17 protein-coding genes are annotated in these 19,213 nt (G+C 73.4%); 4 read left to right on the top strand and 13 right to left on the bottom strand.

What is annotated here, in order from left to right:
* Positions 1–91: 91 nt before the first annotated feature.
* The 4 genes from ruvX to ACFV1L_RS35445 are packed head-to-tail and all read right to left on the bottom strand — an operon-like array spanning position 92 to position 4,157.
* Positions 92–580 (bottom strand): Holliday junction resolvase RuvX, encoded by a 489-nt coding sequence (gene ruvX, locus ACFV1L_RS35460; protein ID WP_380374203.1) that lies wholly within the window; start codon positions 578–580, stop codon positions 92–94.
* Positions 577–3,243, bottom strand: coding sequence for an alanine--tRNA ligase (alaS, locus tag ACFV1L_RS35455; RefSeq protein ID WP_380374201.1), 2,667 nt, complete (start codon positions 3,241–3,243; stop codon positions 577–579). Before alaS ends, ruvX begins: the two co-directional genes overlap by 4 nt.
* A complete protein-coding gene (locus tag ACFV1L_RS35450; protein ID WP_380374198.1) occupies positions 3,243–3,674 on the bottom strand; it encodes a DUF6167 family protein in 432 nt (143 codons plus the stop codon). Before ACFV1L_RS35450 ends, alaS begins: the two co-directional genes overlap by 1 nt.
* A 6-nt stretch (positions 3,675–3,680) precedes the next feature.
* Entirely contained in the window at positions 3,681–4,157 is a 477-nt protein-coding gene (locus ACFV1L_RS35445; RefSeq protein ID WP_380374195.1) for a DUF948 domain-containing protein, read from the bottom strand.
* Positions 4,158–4,386: 229 nt separating this feature from the next.
* Here ACFV1L_RS35445 and ACFV1L_RS35440 point away from each other — a divergent pair, with 229 nt between their 5' ends.
* The gene (locus ACFV1L_RS35440) at positions 4,387–6,471 is read left to right on the top strand and encodes an ATP-binding protein (RefSeq protein WP_380374193.1); all 2,085 of its coding nucleotides are present in this window, start codon (positions 4,387–4,389) and stop codon (positions 6,469–6,471) included.
* Positions 6,472–6,542: 71 nt separating this feature from the next.
* Here the strand turns inward: ACFV1L_RS35440 and rpsD are convergent, their stop codons facing one another.
* The 4 genes from rpsD to ppk2 all read right to left on the bottom strand — a co-directional run bounded on the left by rpsD (position 6,543) and on the right by ppk2 (position 10,383).
* Positions 6,543–7,157, bottom strand: a complete 615-nt coding sequence (rpsD, locus tag ACFV1L_RS35435; protein ID WP_380374190.1) for a 30S ribosomal protein S4 — start codon at positions 7,155–7,157, stop codon at positions 6,543–6,545.
* 307 nt (positions 7,158–7,464) lie between these two features.
* Positions 7,465–8,814, bottom strand: a complete 1,350-nt coding sequence (locus ACFV1L_RS35430; RefSeq protein ID WP_380374187.1) for a replication-associated recombination protein A — start codon at positions 8,812–8,814, stop codon at positions 7,465–7,467.
* 45 nt (positions 8,815–8,859) lie between these two features.
* Positions 8,860–9,465: a hypothetical protein gene (locus tag ACFV1L_RS35425; RefSeq protein WP_380374185.1), complete on the bottom strand. Its 606-nt coding sequence runs from the start codon at positions 9,463–9,465 to the stop codon at positions 8,860–8,862.
* A gap of 84 nt (positions 9,466–9,549) precedes the next feature.
* Complete coding sequence (gene ppk2, locus ACFV1L_RS35420) at positions 9,550–10,383, bottom strand: polyphosphate kinase 2 (protein WP_380374182.1); 834 nt, start codon at positions 10,381–10,383, stop codon at positions 9,550–9,552.
* A 221-nt stretch (positions 10,384–10,604) separates the two neighbouring features.
* On the opposite strand from ppk2, the gene ACFV1L_RS35415 reads away from it, so the two are divergent.
* On the top strand, positions 10,605–11,519 hold the full coding sequence (locus ACFV1L_RS35415; RefSeq protein ID WP_380374180.1) for a LysR substrate-binding domain-containing protein: 915 nt from the start codon (positions 10,605–10,607) through the stop codon (positions 11,517–11,519).
* 51 nt (positions 11,520–11,570) lie between these two features.
* Here the strand turns inward: ACFV1L_RS35415 and ACFV1L_RS35410 are convergent, their stop codons facing one another.
* From ACFV1L_RS35410 to ACFV1L_RS35395, 4 genes are all read right to left on the bottom strand, one after another.
* Positions 11,571–12,077, bottom strand: a complete 507-nt coding sequence (locus tag ACFV1L_RS35410) for a GNAT family N-acetyltransferase (protein ID WP_380374177.1) — start codon at positions 12,075–12,077, stop codon at positions 11,571–11,573.
* A 142-nt stretch (positions 12,078–12,219) separates the two neighbouring features.
* Positions 12,220–14,010, bottom strand: a complete 1,791-nt coding sequence (aspS, locus tag ACFV1L_RS35405) for an aspartate--tRNA ligase (protein WP_380374175.1) — start codon at positions 14,008–14,010, stop codon at positions 12,220–12,222.
* Positions 14,007–15,278, bottom strand: a complete 1,272-nt coding sequence (hisS, locus tag ACFV1L_RS35400) for a histidine--tRNA ligase (RefSeq protein ID WP_380374172.1) — start codon at positions 15,276–15,278, stop codon at positions 14,007–14,009. Before hisS ends, aspS begins: the two co-directional genes overlap by 4 nt.
* A gap of 11 nt (positions 15,279–15,289) precedes the next feature.
* Entirely contained in the window at positions 15,290–15,997 is a 708-nt protein-coding gene (locus ACFV1L_RS35395; protein ID WP_380374205.1) for an MBL fold metallo-hydrolase, read from the bottom strand.
* 225 nt (positions 15,998–16,222) lie between these two features.
* Here ACFV1L_RS35395 and ACFV1L_RS35390 point away from each other — a divergent pair, with 225 nt between their 5' ends.
* Positions 16,223–16,975 (top strand): peptidylprolyl isomerase, encoded by a 753-nt coding sequence (locus tag ACFV1L_RS35390; protein ID WP_380374169.1) that lies wholly within the window; start codon positions 16,223–16,225, stop codon positions 16,973–16,975.
* A gap of 205 nt (positions 16,976–17,180) precedes the next feature.
* Positions 17,181–18,410: a DUF349 domain-containing protein gene (locus ACFV1L_RS35385; RefSeq protein ID WP_380374166.1), complete on the top strand. Its 1,230-nt coding sequence runs from the start codon at positions 17,181–17,183 to the stop codon at positions 18,408–18,410.
* Positions 18,411–18,472: 62 nt separating this feature from the next.
* Here ACFV1L_RS35385 and ACFV1L_RS35380 read toward each other — a convergent pair.
* Positions 18,473–19,213 (bottom strand): hypothetical protein (locus ACFV1L_RS35380; protein WP_380374164.1); only part of this gene is annotated, 741 nt, incomplete at its 5' end.

The raw sequence follows: 19,213 nt of genomic DNA, 5'->3' as shown, positions 1-19,213 counted from the left end.
GGGGGGGGGGGGTGGGGGGGGGGTGTGGCTTGGGGGGCCCGGGGGGGCCGCGCGCCCGCACGGGCCCCCGATCGATCCTGGACCGGGCCGGTCAGGCCACCGGCTCGACACTCTCGCCGGGCGCCCGTCCGCTCACCCGTTCGGTCTCAAGGGCGGCCTGCAGGATCACCACGGCGGCGGCCTGGTCGATCACCGAGCGGCCCTTCTTCGAGGACCGGCCGGAGGCCCGCAGCCCGGCGGCGGCGGTGACCGTGGTCATCCGCTCGTCCACCAGCCGGACCCCGACCGGGGCGACCAGCGCGGCCAGCCGGCCCGCGTAGGCGCGGACCTTGGCGGCGGCCGGGCCCTCCTTGCCGTTCAGCGAGCGCGGCAGGCCGACGACGACCTCGATCGCGTCGTACTCCTCGACGATCGCCTTGAGGCGGGCCTGCGAGCGGCCCCCGGCGGGGACGGTCTCCACGGGCGTGGCGATCAGCCCGTCGGGGTCGCACACCGCGACCCCGATCCGGGCGTCGCCGACGTCCACGGCGATCCGCCGGCCGCGCCGGAAGACCTTCTCTTCGACGAACTCCTCGCTCACGCGCGCTCGGCCACCAGTGCCCGGACGGCCTCGATCGCCTCGCCGACGGCGGCCGGGTTGCTGCCGCCGCCCTGCGCCACGTCGTCCTTGCCACCGCCGCCGCCGCCGAGGGTCTTCGCCGCGGCGCGGACCAGCTCGCCGGCCTTGATGCCGCGGGCGCGGGCGTCCTCGCTGGTGGCGATGACGGTCAGCGGGCGGTCGTTGGCGACGGTGAACGCCGCGACCACGGACGGGCGGTTGCCGAGCCGGGCGCGGACGTCCAGCACCAGCTTGCGCAGCTCGTCCGCACCGGTGCCGTCGCCGACGCGGGCGGCGACCAGGGCCACGCCCCGGACGTCCTCCGCGCCCTCGGCGAGGCCCGCGGCGGCCTGCAGCACCTTCTCGGCGCGGAACTTCTCGATCTCCTTCTCGGCGTCCTTGAGCTTGGTGAGCATGCCGGAGATCTTCTCCGGCAGCTCCTCCGGACGGCCCTTGACCAGCTCGGTGAGCTGGGAGACCACGGTGTGCTCGCGCGCCAGGAACTTGTACGCGTCGACGCCGACCAGGGCCTCCACGCGGCGCACGCCGGAGCCGATCGAGGACTCGCCGAGCAGCTTCACCAGGCCCAGCTGGGCGGTGTTGCCGACGTGCGTGCCGCCGCACAGCTCCTTGGAGAAGTCGCCGATGGTGACGACGCGGACCGAGTCGCCGTACTTCTCGCCGAACATCGCGATGGCGCCCTGCTTGCGGGCCTGGTCCATCGTCATGACCTCGGCGGTGACGTCGAGTTCGCGGCTCAGCACGTCGTTGATCTTCTGCTCGACGTCGACCAGCACGCTGCCGGGCACGGCGGCGGGCGAGCCGAAGTCGAAGCGGAAGCGGCCCGGCGCGTTCTCCGAACCGGCCTGGGCGGCCGTCGGGCCGAGCGCGTCGCGCAGCGCCTGGTGGGTCAGGTGGGTCGCCGAGTGGGCGCGGGCGATGGCCTTGCGGCGCTCGGTGTCGATGGTGGCGTACGCGGACGCGCCGAGCACCACCTCGCCGAACAGCACCCCGCCGGAGTGCACGATGACGCCCGGCACCGGCTGCTGCACGTCGCGGATCTCCACGACGGCGCCGGAGTCGAGGCGGATCCGGCCGTGGTCGGCGAGCTGGCCGCCGCCCTCGGCGTAGAACGGGGTGCGGTCGAGGATCAGCTCGACCTCGTCGCCCTCGGAGGCGGCCGGCGACGGGACGCCGTCCACCAGCAGGCCGACCACGGTGGCCTCGCCCTCGGTGGCGGTGTAGCCGGTGAAGACGGACGCGCCGGCGGTGTCGGCGACCTCGCGGTACGCGGCGACGTCGGCGTGGCCCATCTTCTTCGCCTTGGCGTCCGCCTTGGCGCGGTCGCGCTGCCCCTGCATCAGGCGGCGGAAGCCGGCCTCGTCGACCTGGAGGCCCTGCTCCTCGGCCATCTCCAGGGTGAGGTCGATCGGGAAGCCGTAGGTGTCGTGCAGCTTGAACGCCTGCTCGCCGGAGAGCACCACGCCGCCGGACTGCTTGGTCTCGGTGACCGCGGCGTCCAGCAGGTTGGTGCCGGAGCGCAGGGTCTGCAGGAAGGCGTTCTCCTCGGCGACCACGACCGTCTCGATGCGCTTGCGGTCGGTCTCCAGCTCCGGGTACTGCGGGGCCATCGCCTTGATCGAGATGTCGATCAGTTCCTTGGCGATCGGCTCGGTGGCGCCCAGCAGGCGCATGTTGCGGATCGCCCGGCGCAGGATGCGGCGCAGCACGTAGCCGCGGCCCTCGTTGCCGGGGGTGACGCCGTCGCCGACCAGCATCAGCGCGGTGCGGAAGTGGTCGGTGACCACGCGCAGCGAGACGTCGGCCTTGTGGTCGGCGCCGTAGGTGTGGCCGGTGAGCGCGGCGGCCCGGTCGAGGATCATCCGGCTGGTGTCGATCTCGAACAGGTTGTCGACGCCCTGCAGGACGGCGGCGAGGCGCTCCAGGCCGAGACCGGTGTCGATGTTCTTGCTCGGCAGGTCGCCGAGGATCTCGAAGCCGTCCTTGCCGTCGCCGTGGCCGCGCTCGTACTGCATGAAGACCAGGTTCCAGATCTCCAGGTAGCGCTCGCCGTTGACCGCCGGGCCGCCCTCCTCGCCGTACTCCGGGCCGCGGTCGTAGTTGATCTCCGAACACGGGCCGCACGGGCCGGGGACGCCCATGGACCAGAAGTTGTCCTTCATGCCCAGGCGCTGGATCCGCTCGGAGGGCACGCCGATGACGTCCCGCCAGATCTGCTCGGCCTCGTCGTCGTCCTTGTAGACGGTGATCCAGAGCTTCTCCGGCTCCAGGCCGTAGCCGCCGTCCGCGACGGAGCTGGTGAGCAGCTCCCAGGCGAACTTGATGGCGCCTTCCTTGAAGTAGTCGCCGAACGAGAAGTTGCCGCACATCTGGAAGAACGAGCCGTGCCGGGTGGTCTTCCCGACCTCCTCGATGTCCAGGGTGCGGACGCACTTCTGCACGCTGGTGGCGCGCGAGAACTGCGGCTTGACCTCGCCGAGGAAGTACGGCTTGAACGGCACCATGCCGGCGTTGACCAGCAGCAGGGTGGGGTCGTCGGCGACCAGCGAGGCCGACGGTACGACGGTGTGGCCGCGCTCCTCGAAGAAGCGCAGCCAGCGGCGGCGGATCTCTGCCGACTCCATCAGTGGGGGTCCTTCCGATCGGTCGTGCGGCCCGGCAGCTCGCGCTGACGGGGCTTGGCAACGATTTGGGGGGTGGTGCGGCGCGTGCCGCGAGGCGTGGGCAGGGCGGCGGCCGGGGAGCCCGGGGCCGCCGAGATAGCTCGGTCCCCGCCGGCCCCGGCCGCGCCGCTGAGGGTGCGGCGGCGGGGCGGCTCGACGACCGCGGTGCCGTCCAGGCCGAGGTCGGCGCGCAGCTGCTGCTCGCGCTCGGCCATGCCGGCCTTCACATCACGGGCGAACTGCCGGGCGGCGTCGCCGAGTTGGAGGGCGCCGCAGGCGGCGCTGCCGGACAGCGAGTCGGGCGTGAGGCGGTGCACCGCCTCGTTGGCCTTGTTCATGGCCCAGACGGTCGCGCCCGCGCCGACCGCCATCCAGAAGATCCTGCGCACCATCGCCGGTCAGCCCCTCACGGCCCGGCGCACGCGGGCCAGCAGCCCGCCGCGCGGCGCGGTCGCGGCGCGCACCTCGGCCCGGATCAGCCGGGCCAGCTCCTCGCGCTCACCGCTCTGCTGCGGGACGGCGAGCCCGGTCTGCTGCCGGTTCACGGCCCGGCGCACGCCGTAGCTGAAGGCGGCCAGCTTGACCAGCGGCCCGCCGACGGTGGCGGCCACCGTGGACGACAGCGCCTTGGCGTCGGCCGCGGCGTCCTGGACGTTGGCGGTGATCTCGTCGACCCGCTCCAGCTGCTCGTTCGCGCTGCGGACCGCGGCGTTCGCGTCCTGCAGCAGCGGCACGGCCTGCTCGGTGACGGCGGAGACCAGGACGGTGGCCTCCCGCAGCACCTTGGACAGCCGGACCAGGACCACGGCGAGCAGGGTGACCAGGACCGCCCAGAAGACGGCGACCAGCAGCCCGGCCAGCTCTCCCACGGACACCTTCGCGCGCTCCCTCGCCTGTGCCAGTCACACTCTTGCAAACCCAGGGTTGAACCCTACCGTGACTGCCGACCGCTCCCCGACCGGATATCGGCAGGTACGCCCGGCTCCGAACCGGTCGGATGTGCGAGCGCCGCGCGTAACCTACCGCCCGGTCACCTCGTTGGGGAGTTGACTCGCGGAGCACGGGTCGGCCGGTTGAACGGGTTCCTAGTGACGGGGGCGTCCCTTGGACAGCAGCGAGGACATGCCGGGAGGGCCGGGCCGGCTGCCCGCCGAGCCCACCCGCTTCGTCGGCCGGTCCGCCGAACTCGAAGCGCTGGCCCGCCTGTTGGAGCACTCCCGGCTGGTCACCGTGACCGGCCCCGGCGGGGTGGGCAAGTCCCGGCTGGCCGTGCGGGCCGCCGCCCGGCTGGCCGCCGGGTTCCCGGACGGCGCGCACCTCGCCGACCTCGCCCCGGTGCGGGACCGGCTGCTGCTCGGCCCCGCCGTGCTGGCCGCGCTCGACCCCGCCGCCGGCCCCGCCCGCCCGTCGACGCAGGCGCTGGCCGACCGGCTCGCCGACCGCCGCCTGCTGCTGGTGCTGGACGGCTGCGAGCACCTGGTCGACGCCTGCGCCGAACTGGTCGGCGCCCTGCTGCGGGCCGCGCCCGGCCTGCGGGTGCTGGCCACCTCCCGGCAGTCGCTGCGGGCGGCCGGCGAGCACCTGCTGCCGCTGGCCCCGCTGCCGGTCGAGCCAGCCGCGGGCCGGGCCGACTCGGAGGCGGCGCTGCTGTTCGCCGACCGGGCGGCCGCCGTCCGTCCGGGCTTCCGCCTGGAGCCCGCCAACCGTGCCGGGGTGGCCCGGCTCTGCCGCCGCCTGGACGGCCTCCCGCTGGCCCTGGAGCTGGCCGCCGGCCGGCTGCGCGCGCTGTCCGTGGAGCAGCTGACGGCCCGGCTGGACGACCGCTTCCAGCTGCTCACCGGCGGCGGCCGGAGCGCCCCGGCGCGGCACCGGACGATGCGCACCGCGATCGGCTGGAGCCACGAACTCTGCACCATGCAGGAACGTTTACTCTGGGCCCGCCTGTCGGTCTTCGCCGACGGCTTCGACCTGGACGCCGCCGAGTACGTGTGCGCCGGCCCCGGACTGCCCGTCGACGACGTCCTCGAACTCCTCGACGCGCTGGTCGACAAGTCCGTCCTGGAACGCCTCGACGGCGACCCCGTCCGGTTCCGGATGCTCGACACCCTGCGCGAGTACGGCGGCCACTGGCTGCGGGCCGGCGACGAAGGCCCCCGGCTGCTGCGCCGCCACCGCGACTGGTACCTGGGCGTCGCCGACTGGGGCGAGGTCGAGTGGTTCGGCCCCCAGCAGGCCGAGACCGCGGAACGGACCCGGCTCGCCCACCCCAACCTGCGCGCCGCCCTGGAGTTCTCGCTCGCCGAACCCGGCGAGGAACAGCCCGCCCTGGCCCTGGCCGCCGCCCTCTGGTACTTCTGGGCCGGCACCGGCCGGCTCGGCGAGGGCCGGCACTGGCTCGACCGGGCCCTCGCGCTCGCCCCCGAACCCACCGGCGCCCGCGCCAAGGCCCTGTGGGCCACCGGCCGCCTCGCCGCGCTCCAGGGCGACCCGGCCCGGGCCCGCACCGCCCTGGACGAGTGCCGCCGCCAGGCCCTCGACACCGGCGACGACCGGGCCCTGGCCCGCGCCGTCCACCACCAGGGCTGCGCCGCCCTGGTCGGCGACGACCCGGCCCGCGCCGCCGTGCTCTTCGAGGAGGCGCTGCGCCGCTACACGGCCCTCGGCGAGCTCGACTCCCACGTCCTGCTGGCCATGGTCGAACTCGCCCTCGCCCACCTGTTCCTCGGCGACGGACCGAGCGGCGCCCCCTGGGCGGACCGCGCCCGCCGACTCTGCGAGCAGCACGGCGAACGGTGGGCCCACGGCTACTGCCTGTACGCGATGGCGCACGCCCGCCGGCAGTCCGGCGAACCCCGGGCGGCCCGCGCCTTCGCCCGCGAGTCGCTCCGGCTCAACCACCCGCTGCGCGACCCGCTCGCCCTGGTCCTCGCCATCGACCTGCTGGCCCTGCTCGCCACCGAGGACCCCGACCCCGACCCGTACGAGGCCCGGGTCCTGCAGGGCGCCGCGCACCGGCTCTGGACGGCCGTCGGCACCCCGTTCCTCGGCTCCCGGACCTTCACCGGCCCGCACCGGGCCTGCGCCCACCGCACCCGCGCGGCCCTGACCCGGCAGCAGTACCAGGAGGCCTTCCGGCTCGGCGCCCGCCTCGACCTGGACACCGCCGTCCGCCGCGCCCTCGGCCCCTGACGCCCCGTCAGCGGCCGGAAACGGGAAACGCCCCCGCGGTCCGGGGACCGAGGGGGCGTTCCGCTCGCGGGTCAGCGCGAGTAGTACTCGACGACCAGCTGCTCGTCGCAGACGACCGGGACCTCGCGGCGCTGCGGCGCGCGGTCCAGGCGGAAGGCCAGGGCCTTCAGGTTGACCTCGAGGTACTTCGGGGTCTGGCCCTCGCCGGCGTTGCCGCCCTCGCGAGCCACCTGGAAGGGGACCTTCTCCTTGGACTTGTCCTTGACCGTGACGACGTAGCCCGGCTTCATCTGGAACGACGGCTTGTTGACCTTGGCGCCGTTGACCTCGATGTGACCGTGCACGACCATCTGGCGGGCCTGGTAGATGGTGCGGGCGATGCCCGAACGCAGGACCAGGGCGTCGAGGCGGGTCTCCAGCAGGGCGACGAGCGCCTCACCGGTCTTGCCCTCGACCTTCTTGGCGGCCTCGAAGGCACGCGCCATCTGCTTCTCGCTGAGGTCGTACTGCGCGCGCAGACGCTGCTTCTCGGTCAGACGGACCTTGTAGTCAGAGTTCTGCTTGCGGCCACGGCCGTGCTGGCCGGGCGGGTACGGGCGGGCCTCGAAGTACTTGACGGACTTCGGGGTCAGCGGAACGCCGAGAGCACGGGCGATCTTGACCTTGGGGCGCTTCTGGTTCGCCATGTTTCCTTTTCCTGTTCAGATACGGCTGTCACCAGGTGTTGACGGAGGACGCTTCTCGCGGCCCGGAGAAAAACCGTCCGTCGCCGGATGGTCAGCCGCTCTCCGCGACCGGGCACTATGTGCTTGCACACGAGAGGCCCACCGACCCGAGAGAGGGGGTGGGCTGCCCGCGACACCGAAGACCGGTGCGCGCCGCTCCTGGGGAACTCCCTTGCGGGAGGGCCCCGTTCGATGCCCCGCTGGTGCGGCCGGTCGCTCCTCGCGGAACCCCGGGCCCGGGACACACTGCGGACAGTCTACAGGCAGTTCACTCGCCCTTGAGCCGGGCCCTGGTCCACTCCGCGATCTCCGCGTACCGCGCCTCTCCCCCGCGCCGGGTCGGCCGGTAGTACTCCTTGCCGTGCACCGCGTCCGGCGCGTACTGCTGCGCGGCGATGCCCTCCGGCAGGTCGTGCGGGTACTGGTAGCCCTTGCCGTGCCCGAGCTTCTTCGCCCCGCCGTAGTGCGCGTCCCGCAGGTGCGGCGGCACCGCGCCCGCCAGGCCCTGCCGGACGTCCGCCAGCGCCGCGTCGATCGCCAGGTACGCGGCGTTCGACTTCGGCGCCAGCGCCAGCGCGATCGCCGCCTGCGACAGGATGATCCGCGCCTCCGGGAAGCCGATCAGCGCCACCGCCTGCGCGGCCGCGACCGCCGTCGGCAGCGCCGTCGGGTCGGCCAGGCCGATGTCCTCGCTCGCCGAGATCATCAGCCGTCGGGCGATGAAGCGCGGGTCCTCCCCCGCCTCGATCATCCGCGCCAGGTAGTGCAGCGTGGCGTCCACGTCACTGCCCCGGATCGACTTGATCAGCGCGCTCGCCACGTCGTAGTGCTGGTCGCCGTCCCGGTCGTAGCGCACCGCCGCCTTGTTCACCGCGGTCTCGGTGGCCGCCAGCGTCAGCACGCCGCCGCCCTGCTCCAGCGCCGCCCCGGCGGCGGCCTCCAGCATGGTCAGCGCCCGCCGGGCGTCGCCGCCGGCCAGCCGCACCAGGTGGTCCTCGGCCTCCTCGGACAGCTCCACGCTGCCACCCAGCCCCCGCTCGTCGGTGGTCGCCCGGCGCAGCAGGGTGCGGATGTCCTCGTCGGTGAGGGACTCCAGGGTGAGCAGCAGGCTGCGCGACAGCAGCGGCGAGATGATCGAGAAGTACGGGTTCTCGGTGGTGGCCGCGATCAGCGTCACCCAGCGGTTCTCGACGGCGGGCAGCAGCGAGTCCTGCTGGGCCTTGGAGAACCGGTGGATCTCGTCCAGGAACAGCACCGTCTCCCGGCCGGTCATGCCGACCGCCCGCCGGGCGCCGTCGATCACCGCCCGGACTTCCTTCACCCCGTGCGTGATCGCGGAGAGTTCGACGAACCGGCCCTCCACCGCCCGGCTGATCACGTGCGCGAGGGTGGTCTTCCCCGTCCCCGGCGGGCCCCAGAGGATCACCGAGCTGGTCGCCGCCGGGCCCTTCGCCCCCGCGACCAGCCGCCGCAGCGGGGAGCCCTCCTTCAGCAGCTGCTGCTGCCCGGCCACCTCGTCCAGCGTCCGCGGGCGCATCCGCACCGCGAGCGGGGCGCGGCCCGGCTCGGCACTCTGGCGTTCCTCGGCTGCATGCGTGAAAAGGTCGGGCTCGTCCACGGAACGCAACCCTATAGCGGAGGACCGACGGGACGGCCGGACGCCTCAGACCGGCCGGTCCAGCGTCACGACGTCGAACTCCTCCAGTCCGTAGATCACCGTCCCGGACGCCCTGCTCGCCGCCGCGCGCACCGCGGCCTGGGGCCCGCGGGAGGCGTCGAACGCCCCGCGGTCGGCGAAGATCGCGCCGACCACCCCGATCGACCGCCGGCGGTCGACGAGCATGGCGGCGCCCACGTACCCGTCGATCTCCCGGATCGCCGGCAGGCTGTGCTGCTCGAAGCCCTCCGCCAGCCCGTCCAGGGCGTCCGGGGCGTACGCGAAGCGGGTCAGCCGGAAGCCGCCGTTCTCGACGGACGGGCCGGGTTCGGCGGCGAGGACCTCCCACTGGTTGACGGCGACGGTCGCGGCGAACGGCACCAGCAGGGTGTCGCGGCGGTCGGCGAGTGCCGTGTTGCTGCCGGCCTCGTGCTCGGGGGTGTCCCACCAGGAGCCCATGGTGAGGGTGCCGAGCTGCCGGTTGGCGAACAGGCCGAAGCCGCGGTAGCCGGGCTGCGCGGAGAGGAGTTCCACGGATTCGCCGCGCAGCGCGTCGAGGCTGTCCTCCAGCAGGGCCGGGTCTCCGGTGGCGTAGACGGTGCGGACGTACATGGGGTGCCTCCAGCCCTTGCGGGAGCCGTTTGCGGATCCCCTCCATCGCACGCCCGGGCCGTCGCGGGGGTCAACCGGGGGCGGTCACCCGGCGAGCAGGGTGGCGGCGTGGTCGAAGACGTACTTCTGGAGGTCGCGCGGGGGCCGCTGGTAGCCGCGCGGCTCGGGCCTCGGCGGCAGGGTGATCGCGGGCCGGACCACCTCCTGGTACGGGACGGTGGACAGCAGGTGGGCGATCATGTTGAGGCGGGCGCGGCGCTTGTCGTCGCTGTCGACGACGTTCCACGGGGATTCCGGGAGGTCGGTGTAGACGAACATCTCGTCCTTGGCCCGCGAGTAGTCCTCCCAGCGGGTGATGGACTCGACGTCCATCGGGGAGAGCTTCCACTGCCGCATCGGGTCGTCGAGGCGGTCGCGGAAGCGGCGCTCCTGCTCGACGTCGCTGACCGAGAACCAGTACTTGCGCAGCAGGATGCCCGCTTCGATGAGCATCCGTTCGAAGGTGGGGCACTGGTGGAGGAACTGCCAGTACTCCTCGTCGGTGCAGAAGCCCATCACCTTCTCCACGCCGGCCCGGTTGTACCAGGACCGGTCGAACAGCACCATCTCGCCGGCCGCCGGCAGTTGTTCGACGTAGCGCTGGAAGTACCACTGGCCGCGCTGGCGCTCGGTGGGCGCGGGGAGGGCGGCGATCCGGGCGACGCGCGGGTTGAGGTACTCGGTGACGCGCTTGATCGCGCCGCCCTTGCCCGCCGCGTCGCGCCCCTCGAAGATCACGACCATCCGGACGCCCTCGGTGCGCACCCACTCCTGCATCTTGACCAGTTCGTACTGGAGGCGGAGCAGTTCGGGTTCGTAGATCCGCTTGGGGATCCGCTTGGGGCTGCCGGTCCGCTTGCCGCGCCTGGGTTCCGCCACTTCGTGTGCCCTCCGATCACCGTGCCGCCGACGATCCCTCAGGCTACGGTCCGTCAGGTCGGGGCGCAGGTCGGGCGGGGCGGGGGCGCGGTGCGGCCGACCCGCCGGGTCCGGCACCGGCAGTCCCCCGACCCACCGGTACCGGACCCGGCGGGTCGGCCGGACCACTGTGGTACACCCCCGGGCGCGGGGTCCAATGCTTTGCTCCATAGCCTTTGGGCATGGATGTGGACACCCGGCTGCTGCGGTACGTGACGGTGGTGTGCGAGGAGGGCCAGCTGACCGCGGCGGCGGCCCGGCTGGGCGTCAGCCAGCCCACCCTGACCAAGCAGATGCTGGCGCTGGAGCGGGAGTTGGGGGTGGAGCTGTTCCGCCGTTCGCGGGCCGGGATGCTGCCGACCGAGGCGGGCATGGAACTGGCGGCGCGCGGGTCGCAGTTGCTGGCGCGCTGGGAGGAGTCGCTGCGGGCGGTCCGCCGGGTGGCGGCGGAGGCCGGCGGGGAGCTGCGGGTGGGCTTCGAGGGGTCGACGATCACCCTGGTCGGCCGGGCGGTGATGGCGGACTTCACCGAGCGGATGCCGGGCTGGCGGGTGCGGATGCGGCAGAACAACTGGTTCGACGAGTCGTCCGGCCTGGCCTCCGGCGAGCTGGACCTGGCGCTGTGGCACGCCCCGGCGGAGATCGCGAACCGGTACGCGCACGCGCCGCTGGGCCGGGAGGAGCGCTGGGTGGCGCTGGCGGCCGACCACCGGCTGGCGGCCCGGCACGAGGTGGACGTGGCGGAGCTGTGGGACGAGCCGTTCGTGGCGATACCGGAGGAGGCCGGGCTGTGGCGGGACTACTGGCTGGGCGCGCCGGAGCGCGGCGACCGTCCGGTCAGGATCGGCGCGGTGGCGCACGGCCCGGACGAGTGGCTGGCGGCGGTGGCGTGCGGCCAGGGGGTGGGGTTCGCCCCGCAGTCGATGTCCCGGCTGGCGGGGCGCCCGGACGTGCGCTGCCTGCCGGTGCGCGGGCTGAGCCCGAGCCTGGTCGGGCTGTTCCGGCTGCCGGGCCGGGCCGCGACGCCGGCCATGGCGGCGTTCGCGGAGTCCTGCCGCCTGCACCTGGACGTGCAGTTCCGGTCACCGGCCGGGTAGCTGCGCGCACCGGGCGGCCGGTGGCGGCCGGTCACCCGCGGGAAGCAGCCCTCAGACCGCGGCGAACGGCGCGGGGTAGCGGCACGCGCCGTGCGGGACGCTGTCCGCACCGGGCAGCGCGAGCGCCTGGAAGTGCGTGTCGGGGACGTCGAACGGTCCGGTGATGCGGTGTCCGGAGGCGGGTGCGAAGCCGAACCGGCCGTAGTAGCCGGGGTCGCCGAGGACGACCACGACGCGTTCCCCGGCGTCCGCCGCGGCGGCCAGCGCGGCCCGGACGACGGCGGTGCCGACGCCCTTGCGCTGCCACTCGGGGGCGACCGCGACCGGGGCGAGGGCGAGTCCCTTGCCGTTGCCGATCCGCAGCCGGGTGAGCAGGGCGTGGCCGATGACGACCTCGCGGGCGTCGACGGCGACCAGGGAGAGGTCCGGCAGCCAGGCGGCGTCGCGGCGCAGCGCGTCCACCAGGTCCGCCTCTTCGGGGCCTGGGAAGGCCGCCATGTGGACGCGCCGGGTCTCGGCGGTGTCGGTGGGGAGTTCGACTCTGGTTCGTACGGTCATCCTTGACCCTTCTTGCGCCCTGCACCCCGTCGTGCAGCGATCCGGCCCCGGGCGGTGCGAGCCTACTCCTGGTGGGCGCGCACCGGCCGGGGCCGGAACGAATCGTGATCTTTGTGATGTCCCGTCAGTTTCCGACGGTCCGTCAGGCGGTGGGCTCGGCCTCCGCCTTGGCGGCGTCCTTCTCCTTCGGCTTGGCGTCCACGCCGGCCTCCCGGCGCTGGGCCGGGGTGATCGGGGTGGGGGCGCCGGTCAGCGGGTCGCCGCCGGTGGAGGTCTTCGGGAAGGCGATGACGTCCCGGATGGTGTCGTAGCCGCCCAGCAGGGTGACCACGCGGTCCAGGCCGAGCGCGATGCCGCCGTGCGGCGGCGGGCCGTAGTTGAAGGCGTCCAGCAGGAAGCCGAACTGCGAGGCCGCCTCCTCCTCGGAGAGGCCGATCGCGTCGAACGCCCGCTTCTGCACCTCGCGCTGGTGGATACGGATCGAACCGCCGCCCAGCTCCGAGCCGTTGAGGACCAGGTCGTACGCGTTGGAGAGCGCGCTGCCCGGGTCGGTGTCGAAGGTGGCGAGCGACTCGGCGGTGGGCGCGGTGAACGGGTGGTGCACCGCGTGCCAGCCCTGGAACTCGCCCTTGTCGTCCTCGATGGGCTCGAACATCGGGAAGTCCACGACCCAGAGGAACGCCCACTGGGACTCGTCGATCAGGTTGCAGCGGCGGCCGATCTCCAGGCGGGCCGCGCCGAGCAGCTCCTGCGAGGCGGTCTTCTTGCCGGCCGCGAAGAACACCGCGTCGCCGGGCTTGGCGCCGGCGGCGGCGGCCAGGCCGGACAGGTGCTCCTCGGACAGGTTCTTGGCGACCGGGCCGCGCAGCTCGCCGGTCTCGCCGTCGACCAGCACGTACGCGAGGCCGCGGGCGCCGCGGGCCTTCGCCCAGTCCTGCCAGGCGTCGAGCTGCTTGCGGGGCTGCGAGGCGCCGCCGGGCATGACGACCGCGCCGACGTACGGGGCCTGGAAGACCCGGAACTCGGTGCCCTTGAAGTACTCGGTCAGGTCGGTGAGTTCCTGCCCGAAGCGGACGTCCGGCTTGTCGGAGCCGTAGCGGGACATCGCGTCGGCGTAGGACAGGCGGGGCAGCGGGTTGGGGATCTCGTACCCGTGCACCTCCTTCCAGATCCGGGCGATGATCTTCTCGCCGAGGGCCAGGATGTCCTCCTGGTCGACGAACGAGGCCTCGATGTCGAGCTGGGTGAACTCCGGCTGCCGGTCGGCGCGGAAGTCCTCGTCGCGGAAGCAGCGGGCGATCTGGTAGTACCGCTCCATGCCGGCGACCATCAGCAGCTGCTTGAACAGCTGCGGGGACTGCGGCAGCGCGTACCAGTGGCCGGGCTGGAGGCGGACCGGGACCAGGAAGTCGCGGGCGCCCTCGGGGGTGGACCGGGTCAGGTACGGGGTCTCGATGTCGAGGTAGTCGTTCTCCTCCATCACCGAGCGGATGATGTGGTTGACCTTCGAGCGCAGGCGCAGCGCGCGGGCCGGGCCCTCGCGGCGCAGGTCGAGGTAGCGGTAGCGCAGCCGCACCTCCTCGTTGACCGAACCGGGCTCGTACTCGGCGACCTGGAACGGCAGCGGCGCGGCCTCGGACAGCACCTCGATGGACTCGACGACGACCTCGACGGCGCCGGTCGGGATGTCCGGGTTCTCGTTGCCCTCGGGGCGGACCCGGACCTCGCCGATCACCTTCACGCAGTACTCGGAGCGCAGCCCGTGCACCGACTCCAGGTCGCGGACCACGACCTGCACGGTGCCGGAGGCGTCGCGCAGGTCGATGAAGGCCACGCCGCCGTGGTCACGGCGGCGGGCCACCCAGCCGGCCAGGGTGACGGTGGTGCCGGCGTGCTCCGGTCGGAGCGTGCCCGCGTCGTGCGTGCGGATCACAGCTGCTTCTCCTTCAGGGTGGTGACGAGCGCCTCGAGGGCGACGGGGGTCTGCTCGCCGGACTCCATGTCCTTGAGCTGGACCACGCCCTCGGCGAGGTCCCGGTCGCCCGCGATCAGGGCGAAGCGCGCTCCGGACCTGTTCGCGGACTTCATGGCGTTCTTGATGCTCTTGACGCCGAACGCGAGGTCGGTGGCGACGCCGGCCCGGCGCAGCTCGACGGCCTTCGCGAACAGCACGTTCTTGGCCTCCTCGCCGAGCGCCACCGCGTACACCTCGGTGGTGACGGGCAGGTCCAGCTCGATGCCCTCGGCCTCCAGGGCGAGGAAGGTGCGGTCCACCCCGAGGCCCCAGCCGACCGAGGGCAGCGCGGGGCCGCCCAGCATCTCGGACAGGCCGTCGTAGCGGCCGCCGCCGCCGATCGCGGACTGCGCGCCGAGGCCGTCGTGCACGAACTCGAAGGTGGTGCGGGTGTAGTAGTCCAGCCCGCGCACCAGCTTGGGGTCGTCGACGAACGCGACCCCGGCGGCGGTGAGCAGCTCGCGGACCTTCTCGTCGTACGCCTTGCAGTCCTCGCACAGGTAGTCGCGCAGCTTGGGCGCGTCCACCAGCTGCTCCTGCACCTCGGCGCGCTTGTCGTCGAGGACGCGCAGCGGGTTGATCCCGGCCCGGCGGCGGGTGTCCGCGTCCAGGTCGAGGCCGGCCAGGAACTCGATCAGCGCGGCGCGGTAGACCGGGCGGCACTGCTTGTCGCCGAGGGAGTTCAGCAGCAGCCGGTAGTCGCGCAGGCCGAGCGAGCGGAAGGCGTCGTCGGCGAGGATGATCAGCTCGGCGTCCAGCGCCGGGTCCTCGGCGCCGATGGCCTCCGCGCCGACCTGCGAGAACTGCCGGTAGCGGCCCTTCTGCGGCCGCTCGTAGCGGTAGAAGTTGCCGGAGTACCAGAGCTTGACCGGCAGGTTGCCGAGCTTGTGCAGGTTGGCCTCCAGCGCGGCGCGGACCACCGAGGCGGTGCCCTCGGGGCGCAGCGCGAGGTCCTCGCTGCTCTCGGCGCGCCGGGCGAGGGTGAACATCTCCTTGGTGACGATGTCGGTGGACTCGCCGACGCCGCGGGAGAACAGCTTGACGTCCTCGAACACGGGGGTCTCGACGTAGCCGTACCCGGCGCGGCGCAGCGGCGCGGACAGCCGCTCGCGGATCGCCAGGTAGGCCGCGGAGTTCACCGTGGGCAGCAGGTCGTAGGTGCCCTTGGGGGCGGTGAAGGTGCTCAACTTCTCTTCCGTCACATTCCTCGTCGCGGGAGAGCCGGGGCGCCGACCGCCCCTGCAGCCTGCTGGAGGTAGGGGTTGGTGGCGCGCTCTCGGCCGATGGTGGTCTGGGAGCCGTGGCCGGAGAGCACCACGGTCGCGTCGTCGAGGGGCAGGCACACCCGGGCCAGCGAGCGCATGATCGCTCCGCTGTCTCCGCCCGGGAGGTCGGTACGCCCGATGGAGCCGGCGAACAGCAGGTCGCCCGAGAACAGCACCGGAGGAATGTCGTCCGCTGCGGGCGTCCTGAACGTCACCGACCCCTTGGTATGGCCGGGCGCGTGGTCGACGGTGAGCTGCAGGCCGGCCAGTTCGAGCACGCTGCCGTCGGTCAGCTCCCGGACGTCGTCCGGTTCGCCGACCGTGAGGGAGCCCATCAGCTGCTGGCCGAGGGAGCGGCCGAGGGCCCTCTCCGGGTCGGCCATCATGTACCGGTCCTCGGGGTGGATCCACGCCGGGACGCCCTGGGCGCCGCACACCGGGACGACCGAGGCGATGTGGTCGATGTGCCCGTGGGTGAGCAGGACCGCGACCGGCTTCAGCCGGTGCTCGCGGATCAACTCCTCGACGCCGCTCGCCGCTTCGTGCCCGGGGTCGACGATCACGCACTCCTCGCCGGCGGCGGGAGCGACCAGGTAGCAGTTGGTGCCCCAGGCCCCGGCGGGGAATCCGGCGACGAACACGCGAGTCCTTCGTTTCATGCGGCGGCGGTCTTCTTTCCCCCGCAGCCTACCGGCGGCACCGGGCCGCGGGCGAACCGGTTCCCGCGCGCGTTCAGGCCTTTCTCATGTGCCGTTGATCCCGTGCTGACGCGGGGGGTCCTTACACTGGGCCGCCGACGGGTGCGACGATGCGCACACGACAGTCACAACTCCCCACGTCCCACAGCGCAGTAGGAGACACGGCCGGTGGTCAGCAGCGAACAGCGGCGGCGGCAGCTCGCCCGCGAGAAGTACGAGCGCCAGATGAAGGCGCGCGCCGAAGCGGCGGGCAGGCGCAGGAAGCGCAACGCGGTGGTCGCCTCGGTCGCGGCCCTGGTGGTGCTCGCCGGTGTCGGCGCGGCCGCGGCCGGCGTGTTCGGCTCGGACAAGAAGGACGACAAGAAGGCGTCGGCCGCGCCGACCCCGACCGCGTCGAAGAGCGGCAAGTACGCGGCCGAGCCCGCGATGTCGATCGACACCGCCGCCCCGTACACGGCGTCGCTCGACACCTCGGCGGGCAAGGTGACCTTCTCGCTGGACGCGGCGAAGGCCCCGCACACCGTCAACTCCTTCGTGTTCCTGGCCGGTGAGCACTTCTGGGACAACACCAAGTGCCACCGCCTCACCACCGACGGCATCTTCGTGCTGCAGTGCGGCGACCCGACCGGCACCGGCAGCGGCGGCCCGGGCTACGAGATCCCCGACGAGAACCTGACCGGCGCGACCTATCCGGCGGGCACCGTGGCGATGGCGAACGCCGGCCCGAACACCAACGGCAGCCAGTTCTTCCTGGTCTACAAGGACACCCAACTGCCGCCCAACTACACCCCGTTCGGCAAGATCACCGGCGGCCTGGACGTGCTCCAGAAGATCGCCGCGGCCGGCGTCAAGGGCGGCGGCTCGGACGGTGCGCCCGCCACCCCGGTCGAGGTCAAGGCCATCACCGCGGCCAAGGGCTGACCCGCCGCGAAAATCGACCGGTGCCGGATGCGGACAGCACCGGCGCTGGTCGCCTATGTTGCTGTTGTATAGGGTGCCCAGACCGTCGGCCGTCACCCTCGGCGCGACAACGACGGCTCGGGACGGCGGACTCCATCGGTCCGCCGCACATCAACTGTGGACGACGCTCCCGCCCGTGGGCGTGGCGTCATGTGGAGGAGGCGCTGTGAGCAGCGACCCGTGGGGCCGTGTCGACGAGCAGGGGAACGTCTACGTGAGGACGGCCGACGGCGAACGCCAGGTCGGCTCCTGGCAGGCCGGCTCCCCCGAGGAGGCCCTCGCCTACTTCGAGCGCAAGTTCCAGGGACTGGAGGCGGAGACCGCCCTCCTGGAGCACCGGGTCCGCAAGACCGACCTGGCCGCCAAGGAGGCGCAGACCGCGCTGGAGCACCTGCGCGCGCAGGTCGCCGAGGCGCACGCGGTCGGCGACCTGGACGCGCTGGCCAAGCGCCTGGACACGCTGGCCGGGGAGATCGAGACCCGGCAGGGCGAGCGGAAGGCCGCCCGGGCGAAGGCCCAGGAGGAGACCCGCGCCGCCAAGGAGGCGCTGGTCGCCGAGGCCGAGCAGCTCGCCGACTCCAACCAGTGGCGGGAGGCCGGCGACCGGCTGCGCGCCCTGGTCGACAGCTGGAAGGCGCTGCCGCGGCTGGACCGCAAGAGCGACGACGAGCTGTGGCACCGCTTCTCGCACGCCCGCTCGGTGTTCTCCAAGCACCGCAAGGCGCACTTCGCGGCGCTCGACTCGGAGCGCGACCACGCCCGCGCGGTCAAGGAGAAGCTGGTCGCCGAGGCCGAGCAGCTGGCCGACTCCACCGACTGGGGCCCGACCGCGGCCGCCTACCGCGACCTGATGACCCGCTGGAAGGCCGCCGGCCGCGCCCAGCGCGAGGCGGAGGAGGAGCTGTGGGCCCGCTTCCGCGGCGCCCAGGACGTCTTCTTCCAGGCCCGGTCCGCCGCGTTCTCCGAGCGCGACGCCGAGCAGGGCGAGAACCAGAAGGCCAAGGAGGCGCTGCTGGTCGAGGCCGAGGCGATCCTGCCGATCACCGACCTGAAGGCCGCCAAGGCCGCGCTGCGCGACATCGCCGAGCGCTGGGAGGCCATCGGCCACGTCCCGCGCGACGCCCGGCCGAAGCTGGACGGCCGGCTGGCCGCGGTGGAGCGCGCCGTCCGCGAGGCCGAGGAGGCCGAGTGGCAGCGCTCCAACCCGGAGGCCCGGGCCCGGGCCACCGGCATGACCGCGCTGCTGCAGTCCGCCGTCGACAAGCTGCAGGCCGACCTGGACAAGGCCCGTGCGGCCGGCAACACCTCCCGGGCCGCGAAGCTGGAGGCCGAGCTGGCGGGCCGTCAGGCGCTGCTCGACCAGGCGCAGAAGTCGCTGCAGGAGTTCAGCTCCTGACCTGACGTCAGTGGAGGGGCCCGGTCGCCGTACGGCGGCCGGGCCCCTCCGTCGTGCCGGGGTCAGACGGTGGCCGGAGCGGACGGCGAGGCACCGGGCTGCAGCTGGTCCAGGTCGACGCTCTGGTCGGGCCCGGGGGTGGCGGCGGGCACCGGGGTGCCGAACTCGCCGAGGTCGACCGCGCCGCCGGTGTCCCGCTCCATCCGCAGCGGCACGGGCGGGCCGCCGGTGGCCACGTACAGGGTGCCGGAGCCGGTGTCGGAGTGCCCGGTCACGGTGATCGCCGACCGGCCCTGGACGGTGGTGGCGGCGCCCCTGGTGAGGTCGCTGCCGCCGGAGCCGAGCTTGTTGGCCAGCGCGCCGAGGTCGCAGAAGTCGACGACCTCGGCGAACTGCGGGTTGTCGCTGGTGGTCTTCAGGTAGCGGTCGCCGACCAGTTCGGCCAGGGCGGGGTCGCCGTTGTTCTCCCAGAACGCGTGGTCGGGCTTGACCCACAGCTCCTGGCCGGCCTTGACCACCTGGAAGCCGCCGTAGCCGGCCTGCCGCAGCGTGCCGGTGCAGCTGCCCGCGACGTCCAGCCGCAGGTCCACGCTGACCGTCAGGCCGTCGCCGGCGACCGTGCCGGTCTCCCGCACCGACCGGGCGTCCTTGAGCGCCTGCACGGCCCGCTGCAGGATCTCCGCGGCCGGGAGGGCGGCCACCCCGTTGTCGGAGGCGGCGGCGCCCGCCGCGGCCGGGCTGCCGGCGGCGGACGGCCCGCCGGAGCCGCCCGGTCCGCCGCAGCCGGCCGCCAGGACCGCGGC

It is taken from the genome of Kitasatospora sp. NPDC059646, from assembly GCF_042734615.1.
Lineage (GTDB): Bacteria > Actinomycetota > Actinomycetes > Streptomycetales > Streptomycetaceae > Kitasatospora.
Note: the sequence above shows the minus strand (reverse complement) of the source record. Positions and strands in the feature narration are given on the sequence as shown.

Excerpts from the sequence above, each read along its gene's own strand:
- alaS (WP_380374201.1), bottom strand. The coding sequence starts at position 3,243 with ATGGAGTCGGCAGAGATCCGCCGCCGCTGGCTGCGCTTCTTCGAGGAG.
- ACFV1L_RS35450 (WP_380374198.1), bottom strand. The coding sequence starts at position 3,674 with ATGGTGCGCAGGATCTTCTGGATGGCGGTCGGCGCGGGCGCGACCGTC.
- rpsD (WP_380374190.1), bottom strand. The coding sequence starts at position 7,157 with ATGGCGAACCAGAAGCGCCCCAAGGTCAAGATCGCCCGTGCTCTCGGC.
- ACFV1L_RS35425 (WP_380374185.1), bottom strand. The coding sequence starts at position 9,465 with ATGTACGTCCGCACCGTCTACGCCACCGGAGACCCGGCCCTGCTGGAG.
- ACFV1L_RS35415 (WP_380374180.1), top strand. The coding sequence starts at position 10,605 with ATGGATGTGGACACCCGGCTGCTGCGGTACGTGACGGTGGTGTGCGAG.
- ACFV1L_RS35410 (WP_380374177.1), bottom strand. The coding sequence starts at position 12,077 with ATGACCGTACGAACCAGAGTCGAACTCCCCACCGACACCGCCGAGACC.